The organism is Methylomonas sp. 2F7, assembly GCF_057126975.1.
This window is the reverse complement of the sequence record NZ_CP195203.1, coordinates 1,777,367-1,800,172: the sequence shown is the minus strand read 5'-3', so window position 1 is coordinate 1,800,172 and position 22,806 is coordinate 1,777,367. Positions and strand designations below refer to the sequence as shown.

Genomic DNA, 22,806 nt, shown 5'->3' with positions numbered 1-22,806 from the left:
CACTTCTTAACGAAACAGCACTTTTGCTAATTCCTGAGTTTTTAGATATTGGGTTTGCAGGTCGGCAAATATTTCAGCCTGACAAGCCGGGCTGATGGCCAGTTTCTCGAACGCCGAGACCGGCCACATCTCTTTATTGTCGAACACACTACCTACCATTTGCGTCGCAGCGCCGACTAAAGCCGCCTGCCGCCAATAGCTACCTTGATAACCCGGGTTACGATGGTACCGAATAATCGCCACCAACGCTTCGGGTATTCCCCAGGAGAGAGTCAGATGCGCCCCTACTTCGCAATAATCGGTATGCAGCAATTTACGTAGGGCTTGATTCAAATCCAATTCGGGATTGGCTTGTTTAAAACGCAGGGCCTGATGGGTTTCTTCGGGCATGATGTCGGCCATGCACAGCAAGCCGATGTTGTGCAGTATGCCGCCGGTATGCACGGTTTGCGCTAATTGCTCCTGGCCTCGCTCCGCCGCAAGCTCGTCGGCCAGCGCACGGGCAGCGTGCGCCACCAGCATGGTACTGATCCAATAGCGTTTAATATCGAAACTTCGGCAATCCCTGACATTAAACGGCTTCATCACCGACAAACCTATACCGACGCCCCGGACAATATTCAAACCCAGTTTCAAACAGGTTCTTTCCAATGACGTCACCGGTTCGCTGGAGTTGTTAAACCAGGCCGAATTGGCCAAGGCAATCAATCGGGACGAGATAGTCGCATGCCCCGCCAGAATCTTGGCTAACCGGGCATAATCCAGATTGTCGTCGGACAAGGCTTTAACGACTTGATGAACATCATGCGGCAAAGAAGGTAGCCGCTTAATATCTGCGAACCGTTCCGGCAATTCAAGATCAGTCATAATCGTTTACTTGTCTGTCGTTAGGGGGCTTATTTCGCCCGAATAAATTCCAGCCGGAAATCTTTGTCAAACATGGCCGGCACTTCGGCGGCGGTCAGAGGTTGGCTAAACAAATAGCCTTGCACCACTTGGCAGCCCAAACCGCTCATCACCATGGCTTGCTCTATCGTTTCGACGCCTTCCGCCACCAGCGAGAAATTCATCGCGTTAGCCATGCCGATAATCGTACCGAGCAGAATCGGGGTTTGCGGATTGAACAACACATCCTGAACAAAGGTGCGGTCGATTTTCAGGCAATCCACCGGCAACTGCTTCAGCGACGCCAGCGACGAAAAGCCGGTACCGAAATCGTCTATCGCGATTTTCACCCCTATCCCCTTCAGTTTTTTAAAAATCTCCAGGTCTGCGGCAGTTTGCATGGCACTTTCCGTGACTTCGATTTGCAAATAGTGAGCCGGCAATTGCGTATGTTTGAGGATTTCCCGCAACGTAAACGGGAATTGCGGATCGCGGAAATGACTTGCCGAGACGTTGACAGCCGTAGTGAGTAACGGCAACCCTTGTTTTTGCCAAGCGATTAATTGCTCGCAAGCCTGTTGAATAGCCCAGTCGCTAATTTTACCGATCAAACCCAAGGCCTCGGCCAAAGGAATAAACTCGCTGGGTCCCAACAAACCGCGCAGCGGATGTCGCCAGCGCACCAAGGCTTCGATACCTATCATTCGCCCATCTAACATACTTACCTGGGGCTGGTAATACAATTGCAACTGCTGATGCTCCAGCGCATCCCGCAAGGTTTGCTCGTCTTGCATCCGCTTAATTGCCAGCCCCGTCATCTCCGGCCGATAGTAAGCGTAGCGCTGTTTGCCGGCACTTTTTGCTGAGTACATGGCGGTGTCGGCGGCTTTCATCAGGTCGTGCTCGTTCTCGCCATCTTTTGGATAAATAGCAATACCGATACTGACACGAGGCTTTAAATGGTGGGTGTCCAGAATTAAAGGCCGGTTGATTTCCTGCAAACAACGTTCGGCAATTTCCATGGCCTGAAATTCGTCCGTAATGCTGCTGGCGATAATACAAAATTCGTCGCCGCCCAATCGCGCGGCAAAATCCTCTTCGCGCACCACGCTTTGAATGCGTTGCGCTATGGCTTTCAGGAACTGGTCGCCGATGTTGTGCCCAAAGCTATCGTTGACATACTTAAACTCGTCCAGATCCAGGAATAAAAACGCAAACTCCAGCTTGGCGCGCGCCGAGGCTTTGATGGTCTGTTGAATACGTTTGTGATAATGCACACGGCTGGCCAGACCGGTCAACTCATCGAAATACGCCAACTGGTGGATAATTTGTTCCGATTGCTTTTGCTTGGAAATATCCTGAACCGTGCCGGTGACAAAACTGTGCTGTCCGCTGCTGATCATGGCCGTATCCTGACGGACGCTGATTGGGTTTTCCAGATCCGGCCGCAACCGGTACTCCACATACTCTACCTGTTCGCCCTGGGCAGCGGCCTCTATCAAGGTCTGCACTATTTTGCGGTCCGCGGCCTCGATTAAATTTAAATAGTTGCTGAGCTCTCCGCGAAAGTAGTCGGCCGGCATTTGGCACATTTCCGCTAGAAACGGCGAGATTTCGAATTTATCTTGCTTCGGATCCCAGGTCCAGTAACCCAAACCGGCGATGCGTTGCGCGGCGGAAAGTTGCTGCTTACTGTTGCGTAATTCCGCGGTGTCATGACTGGAGCGCAGTAAAAAACGGATGTGATGGATTAACACCACATGGTTAAGCGGTTTGATGATAAAGTCGGTAGCGCCCACCTTAAATGCCCGATTTATCGATTCGATGTCTTCCAATCCGGTAGACATAATGATGGGGACATCGGTCATGGCGGGGTTGGCCGACATGCGCCGGCAGGTTTCAAAACCGTCGATACCGGGCATAATCGCGTCCACTATGACCAGATCCGGAATAGCCGTCTCCAACAACAGTAGTGCCGCTTCTCCACTCTCGGCCTCCACAACGTCGAATCCAGAGGCTTTTAACTGCTCGCCGGTAATCAATCTGAAGTTTGGATCGTCGTCTATCAGTAAAATTCGCTTGGCTTCCAGCGACAGGTCGGCTACTCGCTTATCAATGCTGGCTTGCGGCACATCGGGCTGCGCTGTGCTGGCATTGGCAATAGCGCGCAACTCGGCTAAAGCCTCCGGCAATTGCGCCTCGAATTCCGCCAGCAGTGCCGGAATTGCTGCAAGATCTGCTTGGCGGCCGACAGCTTCCAGTAATCGGCAGGTTTTGGACAAGTCCCTGGCACCCAGATTGGCGCTGGACGATTTGAGGGCGTGAGCCATATCGGCTAACAAATCCGCCTGCCCATCGGTAGCGGCTTGTCTAAGTTTTTCGGCTGTTTCCGGCGCGGTTTGCAGATAGAGTGCTATGGCTTTGTTTAATAAACTTACCCCATTCGCATCGTAAATATCCCGAAGCTGAGCTAGATCGGCCTGGCAAATCGGGCCGGGGGTGCAGTTGTCTGACATTACTGCGTCTTGATATTCCAGCGGCGCCCGCTCCAGTACATTATCCACGGCATTTGGCAGCCAATTTAGCAACAGCTGGCGCAGTTGTTCCTTACTGAACGGTTTACTTAAATAGCCGTCCATTCCGACCATTTCACATTGATCGTGTATGCCTTTTTGCACATCGGCGGTTAAAGCAATAATGGGAACTCTGGTCGAGGCCGTGGCTTGCTCATGCTCGCGAATTTTGGTCGTTGCCGAAAAGCCGTCCATAACCGGCATATGACAATCCATCAAAATCAAGTCATACCGACGCCGGCAGGCTGCTTGCAGCGCTTCCTGACCGTCTGCTACCACCTCCGCGGTGCAGCCCATGCTTTCCAAAAAGCTTTTCACCACTTCCTGATTGACCAAGTTATCTTCAGCCACCAAAATGCGTCCTGAAAACCTAATTTGCTCCGGCGTAACGGCGGAAGGCACCGTTTGCTCCACGGGTGCGAACGTGGCGATTTCCAGCAAGCAATTCAGCAGGCGTTGTTGGAAAACCGGTTTGTTCAAATAAAAGCTGATGCCGTATTCGTGGGTCAGGCCGGTTTTAATGCTGACATTTTCAGAGCTGAGCATGATCAACGGCAGTTTGGGAATACGCTGGTCGCGTTGAATGGCCTTAGCGAGCGTCAAGCCGTCCATCACCGGCAAATGCCAATCCAGCAGAGCTACTTGAAACGGATTATTTAACGTAGCCGCCTCGACCAATAGCTTCAGCGCCCTGGGGCCGCTATCGACGGTCGTGACATGGGCGCCCCATAGCGAAACTTGATCGTGGAGTATGTCGCGGTTTATCGCATTATCATCCACTACCAGGATGTGCAGACCTTCCAAAGCACTGGTATCGGCACGTTCGATGTTGGTCTGGATGCCCAACCCCAATTCTAAGTCAAAGTAAAACCGGGAACCTCGGCCGATATTGCTTTCCAGCCCCAGACTACCGCCCATTAATTCGACTAATTGCTTGGAAATGGTCAAACCTAAACCGGTACCGCCATAGCGCCGGGTTATGCTGCCGTCGGACTGCGTGAAACTATCGAAAATTTCCGCCTGGCGCTCCGCGGCAACCCCTATGCCGGTATCGATTACTTCGAATAATAATCTGACTTTATCGCGAGCCGCATTTTCCGGAAAACTCACCTTAAGCTGTACATCGCCTTCTTCGGTGAACTTGATGGCATTGCTCAGCAGGTTAACCAGCACTTGCCGTAATCGTTCCGCATCGCCTTGCACAATAAAGTGCATTTGGTGCGGAAGATTCAATATCAATTCCAAGCCTTTACGGTGGGCTTGCTCCGCCATCATTTCCACGGTGTCTTCCAATAAGCGGCGTAGATCGAATTCCTGAACGATCAACTGTAATTTGCCGGCTTCGATTTTGGAGAAATCGAGAATATTATTGATGATGCTTAATAGCGAATTGGCGGAACGATAGGCGGTATCGGCAAATCGGCGTTGCCTGTCGTCCAAACCGGATGACATCAACAACTCGGTCATGCCCAATACGCCGTTCATTGGCGTTCTGATCTCGTGGCTCATGGTTGCCAAAAATTGCGACTTGGCTTTACTGGCTTGTTCGGCTTGTTCTTTAGCGGATAGCGCTTCGGCGATGCTGATACTCAGTTCTTGATTTTTTTCTTCCAATTGCTGGGTACGTTCGACAACCTGTTGCTCCAAAGAATTGCGATGCATGGCCAGTTGGTCGTCTCGGAACTGGATTTCCGCCAGCATGGCATTGTACACATCGGCTAAATCGCCGAATTCGTCGTTGCTGGTCTTGTTAATGCGATGCGAAAAACTCTTCTCATGACCCACCGACTGCATCGCGTCCATCAGTTTAAGTAAGGGTGCCAAAAATATTTGCTGCAATTTAGTGGTTAAAATACCGATTAAGATCATGGTAAACACCACGATCAAAGCCATAGTCGAATAAAACGCTTTTAATATAGCGTAGAAGCCGCTTTGGTCATCCACCAAATGCAATACACCCACCACGTCGCCATCCAGTTCTATCGAACGGACAAAATGCAGATTATTTTCCTCATCGTATTTGAATACGTTTTTTTCGCCAGCCTTACCGACAATATTATTGGTAGGAAACAAGTTCTCATACCAATCAACGAAAACTTCGCCTATAAAACCATATACGCTTTCAGAGCTAGGAATGGATTGCGCATCGTTTAAAAGCGCGGAAGCTTTTTCCGCATCCCAATGACTAACACCGAGTTTTTGCGAGTGATAGTCGGCAAATAACTTGCCTTGCTTATCGTATAATTCGGCATTTAATATACTGTCCCGGGTTTTCATACTATTCAGCATGGTATTAGCCGACACAGTATCTTCAAAAACCAGTGCCGCTGAAATATTCGATGCAATAATATTGGCAATTAATACCAGCTGCTGCTCGGTATCTTTCTTTTTGGCATAATATTCATTTACAACAATCGCAGTGCTTGCCGAAAATAGCGTCAACACAGCGATCAAAGTCATAATAAATACTAGCTTTATCTTGATAGGCGCATTATTAAACCATTTAAACATGCGATTATCTCTCCTAATTATCGCCGACAATTTTCGCTAAGCGCAGAAGGCTGGAACTAATCGTTAGCCCCGAACTTTTAACCATGGAAAGATTGATATGTAACTGTATTTTTCCATCGGTATTCACCATAGCCACCATGCCTCCCGATCCAATAAAATCAGCTTCTTCACCTATCGTCAACACTGGGAACTGCCTGGTATCTAAAAAAACTTGCGACAAAACACTATTGGATAATTCGCTTAAAAACAGAATATGACATTGACTTAAATTACGTAATTTGTCCGAATTAATTATTTTAATCACTCTATCCCCAACCGCTTTACCGCTAATTGAATCGAAAGATTGCAATAATGCATTGTCCCCCACCAAACAAACCTGCAGGTTATTTCCGGAATTGGCAAACGCCTGCTCCGGCCATTGCGTAAAACGGGCAAAATTAAGCGTCAATGCAGCCAATACCGTATATTGCTCAAGCGCCAACGGCGCCGCGCAAGACGCGCTTGAACTAAATAACATTAATACCAACAGATAAATTTTTATTGCGTTTTGCATATCCGTCGCAACAACAATCCAATTAAATAGAAAAAATGCAAAACAGTCTACCTGCCAGCGGCGTTAGAAATTCCAACTGATTTTGCCGTACATACCCCGATCAATAAATGTCGGCAGTATCAAGTTTTCCTGTTGATACTCCAAGTGACTATTAGTTAATAAGTTTTGACCTACCAATGATATTTCCAGATCAGGTTCGGGACGCCAGGCCAAGCGCGCGTCCATCGTCACATAATCGGGTATGTAACTGTTGCCGGAAGCTGTTGCTGCGGCATTGTTGCCGACGTAGCGAAACCAAACATCAAAGTCCAAATCCGGCCGTATATTCACCGCACTGCGTAAATTCATGCGCTGCTGCGGACTGATGCCCACCACCGCCATTGCGGTTTGCGGCACTTCGGTTTTAAGCACGCTGTAATTGGCGTCCCACCGCCACCAGTCCAGCATTTGCCAAACAGTCGAGACTTCGACACCATAAGTCTTGGCTTTTAAATTATTGCTAAACGGCAAAGGCTGGACCAAAACACCGCGAATAGGATCGAAATATACGGCGCCTTGGGAAGCGTTGCGCATGTGCGCGTAATCGTTGTAAAACGCCGTCACGTCCACCGATACGGATTTGATCATGGTGGTGCGATAGCCCACTTCATAGGCAATCACGTCTTCACTGCGCAAGTTTCTATTACCTTCCAGGGCTAGTTCCACCGGGATAAAAAATGGCGACGACGGCGGCACAACCGCCGTCGTCAAGCGCATATTCGCTTCGCCGCGCGAAGGTGTGCGCACCGCTCTGGATACTCCGGCCCAAAGCCGATGATTCAGAGCCGGTGCCCACATCAGTCTGGCGGTGGGCTGGCCTTCAAAACCGGTGAAATCGTTATGTTCGAACTTGTTGCCCAAGGTCAGCCACAGCGTTTGGTCTATCAATTCCATCTCATCCTGGACGAATGCGCTGAATAACTGATTTTTCCGGTGGGCAGGAGACATGCTGAATATAGTGCTACTTTCAAGGCGATCCGAGGTTAGTTGGTAACCCAGCCCCCAAATCAATTCATGGCTATCAAACAAGCCGAAGCGATGCTGAAAATCCAAGTCAAACGTATCCCGCCCCTCGGACATCCACTCCTCATTGCGTCGATAGTAGTCGTAAAACAACTGTAGGGATATGTCGGACTGGGTGGAAAACGTGTGCTGCCAGCGCCCCATGATATTGCCGCCGTAAGCTTCGGCTTTATCACGGAAAGTTGTACTGTAGGGCGCTAAAATACTGGACTTAGACAACACTTGATTGAGATGGCTGTGATAAAGATCGCCCTGAAATTTAAGTTCGTCCGCTGACGACAGCTGAGAATCTATGCGAAACCCACCCTGTACTTTGTCCCAATCGTCGCCGGCGCCGTGGCCTTGCGCATTGGTATTTTGATCGCGTTTAAACCCCTTCGCATAAACCCGGCCAGTGGTATCCTCGCCCAGTTTGCCGCCATAGCGAAACGCACCAAACCCCTGCTCCTCAGTACCGCCGCCCGCCGCCACCAGACCGCCTTGTGTTTTCGAGCTGTGCTTGGTGATGATGTTGATCACGCCATTTACCGCGTTCGCACCCCACAGCGTTGCACCAGGCCCTCTAATCACCTCAATCCGCTCGACATCCTCCATCATCACGTCCTGGTTTTCCCAATAGGTGCCGGAAAACATGCGGCTGTAGGTATTGCGACCATCGATCAATACCAGCAACTTGTTGGAGAAACGGGCATTAAAGCCCCGAGAACTGACCGCCCACTTGTTCGAATCGATACGCGCCACGTCAAGACCCGGAGCCATACGCAATGCTTCGGGAATGCTGGTTGCTCCAGTGCGTTTGATATCATCGTGAGTAATCACAAATACTGCAGCGGCAGAATCGTTTAAGGCTTGGGCTTTCTTGGAAACTGAAGTGACTTCAACATTCAGCAAATCTTCCACATTTAGCTCAAGTACGTCTTCGGATGCAGCCTGCAAGGCGCAGACATGACCAGTCAACAATAAAAATCCGGCAATATATTTTTTCATAGGGGTTTATCAGCAGCGATTTGAGTAATCCAATGTCTATTAACCTGTCATTCCGGACGGTTAGATTCCGATTCCGGTAAGTGGCTTTGACTATCAACCAGCCTTTAATCAATGGCGACGGAGGTTCTCACAGCTTGGGTAGGCGTATGGAACACAAAGAGAAGCCAATCCAATCTGAATTTTCGGGAACGGCAATATTTGCGGGCCGGGTTAAACATAAAAGTTAGTGTGAAATGACTGTTTCGAGATTCTTTTGAGTTGTGGGCAAGTCTAGTTCAATTATCGAATTCGGACAGATGATGTGTCAGGCGCGGGATGGAGGGACCCTGCTCGGCCAAGCCGGAAAAGTTGCGCCGACTCGGCCGGAGGGAAATGGTGTGGAATCGTTGGTTCAAGCCAGGAAATTAAGTTGCTGCACACTGCCGGCTTTACCTTGTTCGGTTAAATAGATGCCGCTACTGGCTATTTCTCCCAGCGCTTGATTAGCCGTATCTTTCAATTGAAACGGCGTAGTCAGGTGACCTAAGTAAATCGCGCCGACATTTTTATCGCCCAGCGCCAATAATTGCTGAGTCCCGTCATCATGCCGTTGCCAAATTCGCAGTTGCTTGTAGATAGCATCGCCAGCATCGATAAACTGATTGTTATCGTCGTCATAAACCGCTAAATCGGCAAAGCCGTTGCCGCTGCGCGGACCGAACAATTCAGAACCATCGTTAATCAGGCCATCCTGATTTTTGTCCAATGCCAACATACCGCTGCCGGATTTCAAGCCGGCAATTTGATCCAAACGACCATCGGCATCGATATCGAATTGAAATCGGCTACTGCTCAGTTCCGCGGCTGTGCCGTCGAAATTGATGACCAATGGATCGGTTTTCACCGCATCGCCTGCGCGGATACTCAGATTGGATTCGGTGTAAAAGCTGCGGCTCATGGACAAGGACACCGAAAAACTCAGCGTTTGTCCATCCTTGGTGGTAATACTGCCTTCGGCGCTAAAACGGGTCGTTTCGCTTTCGAAATAAGACTCGGACTTTTGATATACCAGCCCGTAGCCTTCCCGCTCCGGTGCAGATTCGGCCGGTGCTTGCTGCGGCGCCTGAATAGTCACTGGATCGGCTTGCGCTTTTAGTTGATCCGGTGCGAATAATTCAAAATCCCGGCCGGTAATCTCCTTGACCATGCGTCGAATGATTTGCAGCAACAAATTATCTTTGGAATTAAGTGATGTAACGGTATCCAGGGTTTGCGCTGCGGTTGCAGAAGTTTGCGCTGACTGGCTGAGATCAAGGGTATCTTGAATGTTGTCGTGTGCCGTTTCGGGACGATGCTTTCGTACTTTATCGGGGTTATCTTCCGGCTTATCGATCCAGACCCGCAGCGATTCGCTGCGTTTGCTAATCTGTTGCGCTTGATGTTGGCTTTGCAGGTGGAAGGCGGAATTCTGGATAATCATGGCAACCCCCATAGCTCGATTGATTTGAGCTGAATAGCGGCTGACGGCCTGAAATATTAAATATTTAGTTTGTCTTCTATTTTTTGTTTGTAGTTTAGGAAATGGGCGGCCTGTAACTGCTCGTTTCGGTCTGTGCCCAACAGACGACAAGGCACATCTATTTCAGTGATGTGAAACGGATAGTCGTCGTGGTTTTTCCGATAGCCCAGTATGTGGGCGCGGATCGGTTTGAAGCTGTCGGCATTGGCAACGGAAAACTTGTGTTCGTTACAGTAAATCGCAATAGCACCGCCCTCCTCGGTCGCTATCCGGACTCTCAGATCCATCACACTGGCGCCAAGTTTGACCGGCACAGCGTGACAAGACAGCACCCCCGCTGAATTACGCTGGATTTCATAAAATTTGACACTTAAGCCATCCGGCAATTGCGCGCGCGCCAGCAAGGTTCCCAAAAACACCGAATAGTGGGTGACGACATGTTCCGGGTTGGCATTGCTATGCTGATGGACAAACAGCGCGCCTTTTTCGTCAAGCACGTAAACACCAACGTGTTTGCTGGTAGCATGATAAAAAACCTGAATCACATCAGCCAAATTCTGCGTATATAAAGACGGAATATAGGTTTGATCCAGTACGTAGGCATCAAAAAATACTGCGGAAAATTGCGGATTCGGTTTGGCTAATTCATGTAACAGTTGGTTTTGGGTGTCCAGCCGATAATAACCCAGGCTGCCGTTTCTAAGTTGGAACAAGCCATAACCGGTCTCAGCTGCCACGATATAGCGCTGCAAGCCGTCCCGGCCGGAGGCAAAAAACTTTAGCAAATTGCCGAACAAGGCTTCGATACGCAAGATGATGCTTTTGCCGCGCACCGGGTTGTAACATAGAACTTGGAGTCTATCGGCCGACAACGGCGTGGCGCTGTTGTTAAACACATCGACGAGGCAGTTAAAAACCCCCTCTATGCCTATATAGCGCTGCAAACTGGCCTCACCCCAATTGGATACGGATAAGCGCTGGATGCTCTGGATGAAACACTGGCGGCTGTCACCGTAACTTAAAGGGTCCGAGCGTTCGCTCATCACTAATTGTTGATTGTTCGCGTCGATGGCCAAACTTTCGCCCAGATTAATCAACAACAGCGAGGACGAAATGCGATTCGGCTCGCCATAAACCTCCAGATCGTTCTCCCTGCCAGGCAAATAACGGCTTAGAAACGCATTCAACTCGTTAAATAGTTGATATAAATCATTATTGGCTAACTTAAGACTGGAGGTAACCAGTTGCAGATTGAGCGATTTTTTATATAAGCCGTTTACCACCGCCCAGCTCAAAACTTCGAGTAAGCTATCGCCGGATTTAATAGCGCTTTCCGGGGAGGCTTTTTGCGACGCAATTCTGTCGTCATATAGACACCAGCGTGGCGGCGCGTCTTCAGTAAAGACTTCAACAACCACCAGCAGATCGGGTTTGGCATGGACAGTGGTTCGGGTGGTTAGCACTTCGATTTTGTCGGGGCGTAAATCCAGGGTTGCCCGCAATTTCCGGCCGATCAATTTCAAGTCTCTGTTTTCGCGCTGCGCCTGATCCAATGGCAAACCGGAAAACTTTAAAATCATCCGCAGGCATTGTTGCAGTTGATCGCGAATCACCACATGCTCAATGCTGGCTTTCTTGATATCCCAAAATTTTTGACTGGCCAAATTGTCCAACAAATCGTCCGGCCATTCCCATTGGTTTGCCACGCTGTGCAGATAATCTTCACGTTGCAGACGTACCCTGTTCTCCGTGAGATTTTCGGAGGCAGCCATGATTTTCATATAAAAACATTCCCGAATCAGATTCAACCGCCGCTTGGACTGTGCCTGGCGCAGATAGGCATCCACTTTGCGGTACATCAGCAAGTATGGATCCAGGCTTTCGACACTGAAATCGCCTTGATACACCGCCTGTTTTAATGTCAGGCACAGCCACTGCGGTTCGGGAAATTCACTGGCGTAACTTTCCATCAGCAGCAGCTTCAACAAGGACTTATGCGGGGACGTCAAAGATTTGTATATATGCCAAAGCGTAGCGCTGACGAATTCCGCCATCGGCATATCTTCTAGGCCACCGAAATCGACAACGTCGGTTTCCGAAATAAACCGGTTCTCCAGCAAATGCGCAACATATTGCTTGTAGTATTTTTCCTGTTGCGGCGGTACCAACCACCAGACCGGCACCCGCCCGGCGATGTAAATCGAGGTGCGGTAAAACTCTTCCAACAACAGATAATGTTGAGTTTCGCCGCTACTCTCTTTAGAGATCGGCGTATTTTCGCCGCGCAAAAACTGCGCCGCATCGACAAGAAAAAAATGCGTCTCAATTTTTAAGGTCGCCGCCCATTTTTCCACTTCCTGAGCTTTTTGCCGCAATTCGTTTAATTCGTCGGCTGCCAAAGTGGATGAATGGCAAAGCCAAATATCAATATCGCTGTTTTTCGAAAACGCCATACTACCGACGCTACCCATTAAAAAAATAGCCTGGATAGGATAGTGTCTTAAGGCTTTGCGCTTGTAGACAAAGCCTTTCGAAAACTGTTTGGCAACATCGGTAGCCTGCTTGTTGGGCGTGTAATCAGGAATACCGGCCGGGCCTTCCAACGACACGAAACCGGGCAACAAGGGATGGTTTTGATGAAACAGTAAAGGCAGCAGCTTCAAGAAATCCTGCTGGCGCGGCTGTAGAAAACTTTGCACATGTTGCAAACGCAACTGATTGAAGTGCTTGAATCGTTGGGCAACCGCATATAGATCTTTTTTGCTGATCTCTTCGCCCGGCGCGCCTAAATGGATGGGTAGGAATCGATTGGTCAAAATTGCCGCGCCTAAATCAAGTGTGAGGCCAGTATAGAAGAATCAACCCGGCTTGTGAAAATTAAGCTGGACGAAGCGCCCCTTACCGTCATCGAAGCTGGTAAAACGGGTTAAACAGGCGTGCGGCAAATCGATATGAAAACTTTGGGTAACCGGCAGATTGAAGGCTTCGGCGAATATTGCTCTGATCACACCGGCATGGGTAACCACCAGCACTCGCCGCCCGGCCTGGCCGGCCAATAAATTTTCCCAGCCCTGCCGCACGCGGGCGGCGAATGTTTGATAGCTTTCGGCATTGGGCGGGGTGAAATTCACAGGGTCTTTATAAAATTCCGCAAGTGCGTCGGGCCAGCGACTGGAAATTTGCTCGGCGGTTTGGCCTTCCCAAGCGCCGAAATCAATTTCACGCCATGCCGGTTCGATCACCAAGTCCAGTTGCTGTTGTTCGCACCAGGCGGCGGCAAAGGAACGGCAACGGCGCAACGGCGAACTGATCACCGCGTCCCACTGCCCTTCCCCGCATTGGCTATACATCTGCCGCCAACCGCGTTCGGTAAGCGGATCGTCTGTGACTCCGCGATAACACGAACCGCCTCGGGCTTCGCCGTGCCGCAGAAAATCGATTATGGTTGACTGATGCATTAAGATGAAATCAGGTGTTCAAGGTGTCCATCAAATCGATCATGAACTCCATTTCTTCGTCCTCGATTTTTTGCCATGCAGTGAAACCAAGAGCATTCAGCACACCGTTACCTTTTTCATCCTTATCCATCTCCAGTAGTATTTTTTGGAAGTCGTCGCGACGACTCTGCAATCTCGGACCTATCATCAGAGAATGGTAGATGACGCTAATTTGACTGCGCACCAATATGCGAAGCTGTTTTTTGATCATACCGGACAGGTTGTCGTATGCCTCAGCGAGAATAATGCCGACATCCGCCTCGCCTTTCAGCAGATGTTTTGCCACCAACACATGATTGTCCGATAACAGCGGGATGATATTGCCGGCATGCAAATCAGCGGGCTCCAACATGATCATCCCCATCAGGCGCACATCCGGATCGTCGGTGAATGCCACACGCGTATTCGGCTTTAAATCCGCCACGTCGTTAATATTGCTATCGGCATTAACAGCAATGATCGCTTCGTCGGCTTCACCCTGGGCGCGCACCAATGGCAAAAAACCTTTCTCTCTGACCAGCATGGCGGCATCGAAGGGATTGGCGTAAATCAAATCGATCTTATCCTCGGCTATGGCTTGGTGTAGATCGTGATAATGATTGTACATTTCCAAATGGATGGCTTCGGCGCTCTGTTTTTGCAACCAAGTGTTGAAGATATACCAACCCGACAGGCGGTCTGGGGCAAAATCCGGGCTAACTGTAAACATGTAAGACATGATGCTCCCCAATTAAATAAGTGTCGGATACAGCGCGATGCATTCATCGACTTTGCTGCGCGAGGGTTTGCGGCGCACCGAGGTATAGCCCACCACCTTACCAGCGCGCACATTGGGAATCACCGTAGCTTTTACCCAATAATAACCGCCATCCTTGCGTAAGTTTTTCACAAAGCCTTGCCATTTTTCACCGCGTAATACCGTATCCCATAAGTCTTTAAATGCGGCTGCCGGCATATCCGGATGTCTGAGAATACAATGCGGCGCGCCAAGTAACTCCGCTTCGGTATAGCCGGACATTTCCACAAATGCGCGATTGACGTGGCTGATGATGCCATCCGGCGTGGTGGTGGAAACAATCAACTTGCCATCGGGATACGGCGTTTCAAGCTCGGTGTATAGCACTTTTCTGGATTTGCCATCGCAATAGGTAAGCGTTGCTTCCTGGTACTCGCCAACGATGTCTTCGGGTTTCATATCAACGATCATGATTTGCTCCGGGTTGCCGGTTAGGGTTTACAGCATTTCGGAAATACTCTCCGCCGCACGCTTCACGTCAAGAAAGATGAGTCCGAGCTTGGCGTTGGGTTTGGCGAGTACGGTGAGTACGGCTTCATTACCCGCATAGGTCATTAACACATAGCCCCGGGCACCTTTGATCAACACCTGCTCCAAATTGCCGCGATTTAATTCTTGCGCAGTTCTATCGCCCAAGGACAACATCGCCGCACTCATAGCGCCCACCCGATCCTCGTCCATACCGGCGGGTAACACCGACGCCATCATCAAACCGTCGGTGGAAATCACGCCGGATGCTTCTATATCCGCCGAAGTGCCGTTCAATTCAGTTAAAACCGACGTCAGCATGTCTGCTTTCATAATGTAATTCCTCTTTGATAAAGGGTGGTGTTGCGATGCGCTTAGTTGGAAGCGTCAGCGGCTTTGGTTAAATAGCGGGTGATTAAAGCCCAGGCCAGGGTTACAAACTCCGCCTGGTTAAAATGCGGTACGCCGGTTATCGCCAATACGAAACGGTGCTTACCGACGAACATCGGCCAGAAGCCGATTTGACTGTTACCGAAAGGATCAACGATGGCCCAGGCATGACTGGATATGCCCATATTGTTTATCAGTAATCCGGAACGGCGTTTATGCACGGTCGCCAGTTCTGCACTGAGCGCGGACAGTTCTTCGGCTACTTCATGTGGAAAGCCGCTGCAAGCCAGGTAAAACCCTTGGTCGTCTGCCAATAGCACTTTGCCGCTCTCGGAAATCTTTCCCAACAAATCCGGCAAAATCTCCTCTAGCGCTGAGTGTGGCGCCTGCAAAGGTGTATCCACGCCTTGCACCCAGCCCAGTTTTTGGCAATACAACAGCAATTGCAAGGCCTTGTCCTCGTCATCGATTTCCATCAATGTTTGCAATTGCGCGATAGTCAGTGCCGGAGTTTGTTCCTGTTGCAGCAAGCGGATTAAAAACCGCCGAGGTTTATCGGTTTCCGGCGACGATATGGCGTAATAAGCACCAGCGGGGGTGGGATAGAGATACAGCCCATTAATCAGATCAAATCTTTCCATCGTGATTAGCCCGCCAAACCAGGATCGAGGGAATATAACAGGGCTTGTACCAACAAAGAGACGTCATTCTTTTCCCGCGCATCCACCGCAAAAACCGGCGGTTTCAAGCCAACTCCCTGCAATTGCACATGGTAGTCTTCTATTGAGGGTGTGCTACTCAAATCCATTTGCGTCACCCCAATCGCTACGCTGGTATCGTTGATAAACTTACCGAACGCGTCCAGAAAAAAACGCATATCTTGAAAAGGATCCGCGCGCGTGTTGTCCAGCAATAAAATTAAGCCGATGCCGCCGTTGGTTAAAATATCCCACATGAAATCGAAACGTTCCTGGCCGGGAGTGCCGTACAAGTGAATTTTTTCGCCGCCCGCCAAATTCATCACACCGTAATCCATAGCCACCGTCGTGGATGCTTTACGGTTTTTTGTCATATCACTCGCGGCCGCATCGGTTTTGACCGGCGGGACATCACTGATGGCATTAATTGCAGTCGTTTTGCCGGCACCTACTGGGCCCGTGAAAATAATTTTGTATTGACTCATCGAGATTCCTTATCGTTTGCTAAGCGCCGCGCAATTTGTTGAGAATTTTGCTTAATAAACCTTCATTTTTAGGCTTCTTGGTTGGTTCCACGGCAATGACCGCATCGACTTGACGTTCGCTCTGTTTCAATATGCCTATGGCATGACACGCACTAATAAACACAAACACATACTGCGGTTTGACATGTAACAGACAAGCGACTTCCAGCGGCGTTCTCGGTGCCTGAACCAACAATGCGGCAATGCGCAAAGCATCTGGCGTGATGACCAGCCGGGTAAAATTCGGCCATCTTTCCAAGTAGACCGGCCGTTGAATATCTAGGCCTATCGGGAAGCGTCCTTTGGATGTCCAGATTGCCAATTTCCAGATAAAAGCGCCCATATCTTGAAACTTGTCTTCGGCGCGCTGAGTAGCGGTTGTGGAATCGACTGCCGTCAAAATCATTTTGCCGACGGAGCCTTTACCCAATGGCATCCCGGCAAATGCGCGGGTTTGTTTATCGTCGGCATCTACCCAGATTTCCTGGTTTTCCGGAAAAATCGTCAAAGGTTTCCAAATCGAGCAAAGTTGCAAGACGCGCGACTGCAAATTAGCGGTTTTATAGGCCGACATCACGTAGCCCAAAAAATACTGCCTGGGGTCGTAACAGGCTGTTAACAACTGCACCTCGTCGTCGAAATCGATATCGCTCAGTGTTCCCAAAAACGCGGTGAAGCCGCCTTCGTTCAACTGCATCGCCGATTGATGTTTGCTGGCTTTATGGTGTTCAGCGGAATCACCTGAGTTTGGTGCCTTAGCCTTATTGACATAGACATCCATAGTCATTTTTTTCGGGGTCTCGTCTTTGGGTGGTTCCGGCACATCAGGTATCTTTGGTGCTACCTGCGCAATTTTCGTACGTTCGGTAACAGATTTGCGAGCGTCGGCAACCGCCTTGATTTTGTCGAGCACCGCCGTTATTTGTTCGACATTCACCGGCTTCTTGATGAAATAAGTGTTATCCAGTTGCAGGTTTTGTAACGACAATAAGATGATCGGTCGGCCCGGCGCGGCGGCTTTTCTGGCATCCAAAATATCCCGGGCTTTAGGGTGATCCGCGTCGATCATATCGATGTCGGCTTCGGCATCGTCAACCACGACGGCAACCCCTCGGCATGGCCCCTTCAAATACATTTCCATGGTTTTACAGGTGCGGCTATCCATGCCATGCAGAGCGATTCGAAATGGCGTTTTATTCGGCTTGCTCATGATGCCTGTCCTTCAAAGTAATTTGCCAATTCCCGCCATTCAGCATCTAGGACAATGGCAGAGTCGCTAAAGCGTTGCCGATTGATTTGAAAGCGCTCGCGGTTTTTTGTGGATTTATAGAGCTCTAACAAAGCCAGTTGTAAATCCGGACGATCATGCTGAAGGGTGATGCCGGTTTCCAACACATCCATGGCCTGTTCAAGCTGACTGTATTCGATAAAGTCGTTAGCTAAGGCCAGATAATCATGCTGAGCTTCCGTTTGCTGTCTGGACCTGACCAGTTCGCGGCTACCCAACAGACCTTTGCTGAACAAAGAATATCGATTACCTGGCGGCGTCTTGCCGTTAGTTTTGAGCAAATCCTGACATTGCTGAACAGGCAGTCGCGACTGGCTAGCTTGTATCATACGGCGACTAATCGAAGTCCCTTTCCCATTCAAAATAATCAATAAATCCAACAGCGCCGCGTAGAGTTGCTCGGACAGACGCTGGTCGTAACAAATATAAATCCTGCGTAGATGCGCCAGTAGATCTTTCGGGTTTCTACTAATTTTGAAAACTATGGCGGTCAATACTTGATCGGCATCGGCGTCGGGACAGCTAAACAAGCTGAGTTCCCGGTCGTGCCAAAAGTCGGTTTCTTGCTGGCGCTCATCAGGCGATGGTCCAGCAAGCAGTCGGGAAAAGTATTGGGGCATGCCACCCTCCGAATTAATCGATGCTCGAAGGGTAGCAGTTAAAAAGCCAATTTCCAGAATTTAGTGGGGTATTTGTTGTCTTGCTTCACATATTGCCTGACGAACCGCTGCCGGTGCGGTGCCGCCGATATGATTGCGGGCAGCGACCGAACCTTCCAGTTTCAGAATGTCGAAAACATCAGCTGTAATGGTGGCGGAAAAGCCCTGCAACTCTGTGAGCGCTAATTCTGACAGGTCCCGTTCCGTTTGTAGTCCTAGCCGCACAGCTTGGCCTACCACTTCGTGGGCATCACGGAATGGCATACCTTTGCGAACCAAATAATCAGCCAAGTCGGTAGCGGTGGCGAATCCTCTTTTGGCGGCGTTATACATATTTTCGCGTTTGGCTTGAATGCGCGGCATCATATCGGCAAAGGCCCGTAAACAATTGATTAAGGTGTCGGCAGTATCGAACAAAGGCTCCTTGTCTTCCTGATTGTCCTTGTTATACGCCAAGGGCTGGCTTTTCATCAGCATTAACAAGGACACCAAATGCCCGGTGACCCGGCCGGATTTGCCGCGCACCAGTTCCGGCACGTCCGGGTTTTTCTTTTGCGGCATGATCGAGGAGCCGGTGCAAAACGCATCGGGGATGTCGATAAAATTGAATTGCGCGCTGGCCCACAACACCAATTCTTCCGAGAATCTCGACAAATGCATCATGATTAAACTGCCGGCCGCCGCAAACTCAATCGCAAAATCCCGGTCGCTGACCGAATCCAAGGAGTTATTCGACGGCCGGGAAAATCCTAATAGTTCGGCAGTCATGAAACGGTCGATAGGATAACTGGTACCAGCCAATGCCGCGGCGCCCAACGGCATCACATTAAGGCGTTTACAGCAGTCTTGCAAACGTTCTTTATCGCGGCACAGCATCTCGAACCACGCCATCAAATGATGGCCGAATGTCACGGGCTGTGCGACTTGCAAATGGGTAAAACCCGGCATGATGGTGTCGGCTTCGCGTTCCGCCACATCCAATAAAGCGATTTGCAGGCGTTGCAACTGCGTCAATATCGTTTCAATTTCACTACGTAAATATAGTCTGATATCGGTCGCCACCTGGTCATTACGCGAACGACCGGTATGCAGTTTTTTGCCGGCAATCCCGATCAAATCGGTCAAACGCGCTTCGATGTTCATGTGCACGTCTTCCTGCTTGATCGACCAGACAAACTCACCGCGTTCGATCTCGCCGCCGATTTGCATTAACCCGCTGCGAATATCGGCGAGCTCCTGCTCGGTCAGAATACCTATTTTGCACAGCATCGCCGCATGCGCCAACGAGCCTTGAATATCTTGCCGGGCCATGCGCCGGTCAAAATTGACGGAAGCGGTAAATTCTTCGACAAAAGCATCGGTGGCTTCGGCAAAACGGGCGCTGGAAAGTTTTTCGGTGTTAACGGTGGTCATAAGCAATCAAACGGTAAATGCAAAAGAAGCGGGAATTATACCGATGCTGCAGCTATCCACCTTGGGAATTGCACACTTACATGCAAACCACCTAACTGCTTGGAACGCATGATCTCCAGCGTACCGCCATAAAATACGGCGATGTCACGCACAATCGCCAAGCCTAGCCCATGTCCCTGCACTGCTTCGTCCAGCCGTAAACCGCGCTTACTTAATTGCTGCATATCCTGCAACGAACAACCGGGGCCATCGTCTTCGACACTGATGGTAATGCCGTCCTCATGTTCAACCGAGACTACGACCTGCTTATCAGCCCATTTGCAGGCGTTATCGAGCAAATTACCGGTCAGTTCCAGCATGTCTTCCCGATCAAAATTGATTAGTTGATCGGGGGCATTTACTTTGATCGTTAGATTTTTCTCAGCATAAACGTTTTGCAAAAGCATGACTAAGGCCGTGAGTTCTTGCTGCGAATTAAACACACTGGCGGTTTGCAGATTACCGGAGATACGGGCGCGTTTTAATTCTCGCTCGATGCGCTCATGTATCGCTTGAGTTTGCTGTTGCAACTGATTGCGCAGCTCCGGATGATCATCGAGTTGCGAATTTTCAGCCAGCCGAAACAGCATCGCCAAAGGCGTTTTTAAAGCGTGAGCCAAATTGCCAATCGCCGTGCGCGATTGATGCAAGCGCCTCTCAACCAGCACTAGCAAGCGATTGACTTCCGCAACCAAGGGTTTGATTTCCGCCGGCACTCTGGCTTGGATCTGTGACTGACGGCCATAGGCAATTTCCGCCAATTCATCCCGCGCGGCCTGCAACGGTTTCAGCGATCTGCGCACATCGTTACTTTGCAGGGCGATTGCAGTCAGCAGTACCATGGCCGTCAGTACCAGATAGGCGAGCCGGATATGATCTATATCGTGACCAATATCGCTCAAATCCTCGGCAATACTAATTGTGATTGCATGACCAAACCGCTCGAAACCTCGACTCAAGACCAGCAAAGGTTGATGATGCGGCCCATCGGGAAAATGGAATTGCCTGGCGGTATTGACAGGCTCCGTGGCGAAAGGCAAAACCCCATCTTGCAGCGATTTTGAATAATAGGCTTTTCCCTCAATCTGGATCACGAAATAGTGGCCGGAATACGCCTGACCGTAAACGGTGCCTGCATGCGAGCTATCGAAGATCAGTTCGCCTTCGGCATTGCGTTTCAATGTATCGAGCAACGAGTCGCCATCGTGTTGCAAGCGGGTCAGCATTTGTTTTTCCGCCACGGAGCGAATCACCCAATCTGCTGCTAACCAATGCCCGGCAAACACCATACTCAGGATAATAATCAAGCCGCGGTTGAGCCGCTGGCGTAACGAGATCATGGCTTTTCGCCAAAGATGTAGCCTTGCCCACGCCGAGTAGCGATCAAATCCTTACCTAATTTACGCCGTAACCGATTGATATACACTTCGATAACGTTGCTGGCGGGGTCGCCATCGCTTTCGTACACGTGCTCAAGTAAATGGCTTTTGGTGAGCAGCTTGCCGGGATGCAGCATGAAATAGCGCAGCAAACGAAACTCGATTGCCGTCAACTCGGCATGCTCAGCGCCATCGACACTGACCGTTTGTCTGTCTTCGTCCAAGGTCACACCGCAACCACACAGTTGCGGCTGCATCATCCCGTGCATGCGCTTTAACAAGGCTTGGATGCGTGCCTGTAACTCCTCGATATGAAACGGCTTACCTAAATAATCATCGGCGCCCACTTTAAAGCCATCGACTTTTTCATGCCAGGCATCCCTCGCCGTCAGCACAATGACCGGCACATGATTGCCCGCCTGCCGCCAACGTCGCAGTACTTCTAGTCCGGGCATTTTCGGCAAGCCTAAATCCAGGATGACGATATCGTAGGATTCAGTCATGCCTAAAAACTCGCCGCTTTCGCCATCCATGGCCAAATCGACCGCAAACCCGGCTCTTTCCAGGTCGGCTTTTAAGGATCGGGACAGGCCTGGATCATCTTCTACCAGCAATAGTCGCATAGTTGAGTCATAACAAAGGTTGGTTTCAAAGAGTTACTCGGAGAAAACTATTTTAACCCCGAACTTTTAAGATTGGATTTATCTCGGTTTCCTACACTAGCTATATCCGCAACTAAGCATGCCGAGGTAAACAACATGAATAACGAAAACACCGTAGCGGTCTGGGACATTTTTATCCGTATTTTTCACTGGTCGTTGGTCCTTGCCTTTACTGTCGCCTATTTCACCAGCGAGGAAGAAAACGCTTGGCATATTTACGCCGGCTATACGGTTTTGGGTCTGATTATCTTCCGCATTCTGTGGGGAATAATCGGCAGCCGCCATGCCCGCTTTAGCGATTTTGTCCGTTCTCCCGGGAATGTTTACCGCTATATACGCGAACTGCGCGCAGGTTCCGCGAAACATTATGTCGGTCACAATCCTTTGGGCGGCTGGATGGTCATGGCATTGCTCTCTACGCTGCTGGTTGTGACTGTCAGCGGCTTAAAAGTGTATGCGATAGAAGAAGGCCGAGGCCCTCTGGCTGCCAATCCGACAACGCTAACTTTGATTAGCGCAGCCCATGCGGAAGACGACGACGATGATGGAAAAGCAGAGATGGAAAGCCAAGACGAAGAATTTTGGGAAGAGATTCATGAAGGTGCCACGAATTTTATGCTGGTATTAATTGCCCTGCATATAGCCGGTGTCATTATCTCCAGCAAATTCCACCGAGAGAACCTGGCTAAAGCTATGCTCACCGGAAAAAAGTCAAAGGAATGACAATAGAAACGTGATAATTGACGCAATTTTAATTTTAAATTCATTTTCCGCTGTTATAAATTCCCGACTTTAAGTTGCCTGACAGTCTGAAATCTGCTTTCCGAATTAGGCAACTCACTACATGCCTCGCGGCAAAACTATTTTAACTCCCGATTTTTTTTGGATCCCCATACGGCATTATTTGGGCTTATTAAAACCGGG

At 49.8% G+C, this 22,806-nt stretch carries 18 protein-coding genes; 1 reads left to right on the top strand and 17 read right to left on the bottom strand.

Going from position 1 to position 22,806, the window contains the following annotated elements; genetic code table 11:
• Positions 1-6: 6 nt before the first annotated feature.
• From ACR64Q_RS08230 to ACR64Q_RS08150, 17 genes are all read right to left on the bottom strand, one after another.
• Entirely contained in the window at positions 7-867 is an 861-nt protein-coding gene (locus tag ACR64Q_RS08230) for an HDOD domain-containing protein (RefSeq protein WP_020481931.1), read from the bottom strand.
• A 29-nt stretch (positions 868-896) separates the two neighbouring features.
• On the bottom strand, positions 897-5,969 hold the full coding sequence (locus ACR64Q_RS08225; RefSeq protein WP_483823302.1) for a response regulator: 5,073 nt from the start codon (positions 5,967-5,969) through the stop codon (positions 897-899).
• A 13-nt stretch (positions 5,970-5,982) separates the two neighbouring features.
• Complete coding sequence (locus ACR64Q_RS08220) at positions 5,983-6,522, bottom strand: YfiR family protein (RefSeq protein ID WP_026600224.1); 540 nt, start codon at positions 6,520-6,522, stop codon at positions 5,983-5,985.
• Positions 6,523-6,585: 63 nt separating this feature from the next.
• The gene (locus ACR64Q_RS08215; RefSeq protein ID WP_313734258.1) at positions 6,586-8,571 is read right to left on the bottom strand and encodes a TOL_0244 family TonB-dependent receptor; all 1,986 of its coding nucleotides are present in this window, start codon (positions 8,569-8,571) and stop codon (positions 6,586-6,588) included.
• Positions 8,572-8,962: 391 nt separating this feature from the next.
• Entirely contained in the window at positions 8,963-10,030 is a 1,068-nt protein-coding gene (locus ACR64Q_RS08210) for a hypothetical protein (RefSeq protein ID WP_036276470.1), read from the bottom strand.
• Between the two features lie 56 nt (positions 10,031-10,086).
• Positions 10,087-12,885, bottom strand: a complete 2,799-nt coding sequence (locus ACR64Q_RS08205) for a class I adenylate cyclase (RefSeq protein WP_313734256.1) — start codon at positions 12,883-12,885, stop codon at positions 10,087-10,089.
• A gap of 42 nt (positions 12,886-12,927) precedes the next feature.
• Positions 12,928-13,527, bottom strand: a complete 600-nt coding sequence (locus ACR64Q_RS08200; protein WP_313734255.1) for a histidine phosphatase family protein — start codon at positions 13,525-13,527, stop codon at positions 12,928-12,930.
• A gap of 10 nt (positions 13,528-13,537) precedes the next feature.
• Positions 13,538-14,284, bottom strand: a complete 747-nt coding sequence (locus tag ACR64Q_RS08195) for a phosphate/phosphite/phosphonate ABC transporter substrate-binding protein (protein ID WP_026146835.1) — start codon at positions 14,282-14,284, stop codon at positions 13,538-13,540.
• Positions 14,285-14,296: 12 nt separating this feature from the next.
• Complete coding sequence (locus ACR64Q_RS08190; protein WP_020481939.1) at positions 14,297-14,773, bottom strand: PAS domain-containing protein; 477 nt, start codon at positions 14,771-14,773, stop codon at positions 14,297-14,299.
• Positions 14,774-14,800: 27 nt separating this feature from the next.
• Entirely contained in the window at positions 14,801-15,163 is a 363-nt protein-coding gene (locus tag ACR64Q_RS08185) for a roadblock/LC7 domain-containing protein (protein WP_020481940.1), read from the bottom strand.
• Between the two features lie 41 nt (positions 15,164-15,204).
• The gene (locus tag ACR64Q_RS08180) at positions 15,205-15,861 is read right to left on the bottom strand and encodes a hypothetical protein (RefSeq protein WP_026600216.1); all 657 of its coding nucleotides are present in this window, start codon (positions 15,859-15,861) and stop codon (positions 15,205-15,207) included.
• A 5-nt stretch (positions 15,862-15,866) separates the two neighbouring features.
• Positions 15,867-16,403 carry a GTP-binding protein gene (locus ACR64Q_RS08175; RefSeq protein WP_020481942.1) on the bottom strand — a complete coding sequence of 179 codons (537 nt, stop codon included), beginning with the start codon at positions 16,401-16,403 and terminating at the stop codon, positions 15,867-15,869.
• A gap of 19 nt (positions 16,404-16,422) precedes the next feature.
• Positions 16,423-17,652, bottom strand: coding sequence for a hypothetical protein (locus ACR64Q_RS08170; RefSeq protein ID WP_313734252.1), 1,230 nt, complete (start codon positions 17,650-17,652; stop codon positions 16,423-16,425).
• Positions 17,649-18,350, bottom strand: a complete 702-nt coding sequence (locus ACR64Q_RS08165; RefSeq protein WP_313734251.1) for a type IV pilus assembly protein FimV — start codon at positions 18,348-18,350, stop codon at positions 17,649-17,651. The genes ACR64Q_RS08170 and ACR64Q_RS08165 overlap by 4 nt, the downstream gene beginning before the upstream one ends.
• 60 nt (positions 18,351-18,410) lie before the next feature.
• A complete protein-coding gene (gene argH / locus ACR64Q_RS08160; RefSeq protein ID WP_313734250.1) occupies positions 18,411-19,802 on the bottom strand; it encodes an argininosuccinate lyase in 1,392 nt (463 codons plus the stop codon).
• 35 nt (positions 19,803-19,837) lie between these two features.
• A complete protein-coding gene (locus ACR64Q_RS08155; RefSeq protein WP_313734249.1) occupies positions 19,838-21,181 on the bottom strand; it encodes a sensor histidine kinase in 1,344 nt (447 codons plus the stop codon).
• On the bottom strand, positions 21,178-21,843 hold the full coding sequence (locus ACR64Q_RS08150) for a response regulator transcription factor (protein WP_020481947.1): 666 nt from the start codon (positions 21,841-21,843) through the stop codon (positions 21,178-21,180). Before ACR64Q_RS08150 ends, ACR64Q_RS08155 begins: the two co-directional genes overlap by 4 nt.
• A 135-nt stretch (positions 21,844-21,978) precedes the next feature.
• Between ACR64Q_RS08150 and ACR64Q_RS08145 the strand changes: the two genes are divergently transcribed.
• Complete coding sequence (locus ACR64Q_RS08145; RefSeq protein WP_313734248.1) at positions 21,979-22,605, top strand: cytochrome b/b6 domain-containing protein; 627 nt, start codon at positions 21,979-21,981, stop codon at positions 22,603-22,605.
• The last annotated feature ends 201 nt before the right edge of the window (positions 22,606-22,806 follow it).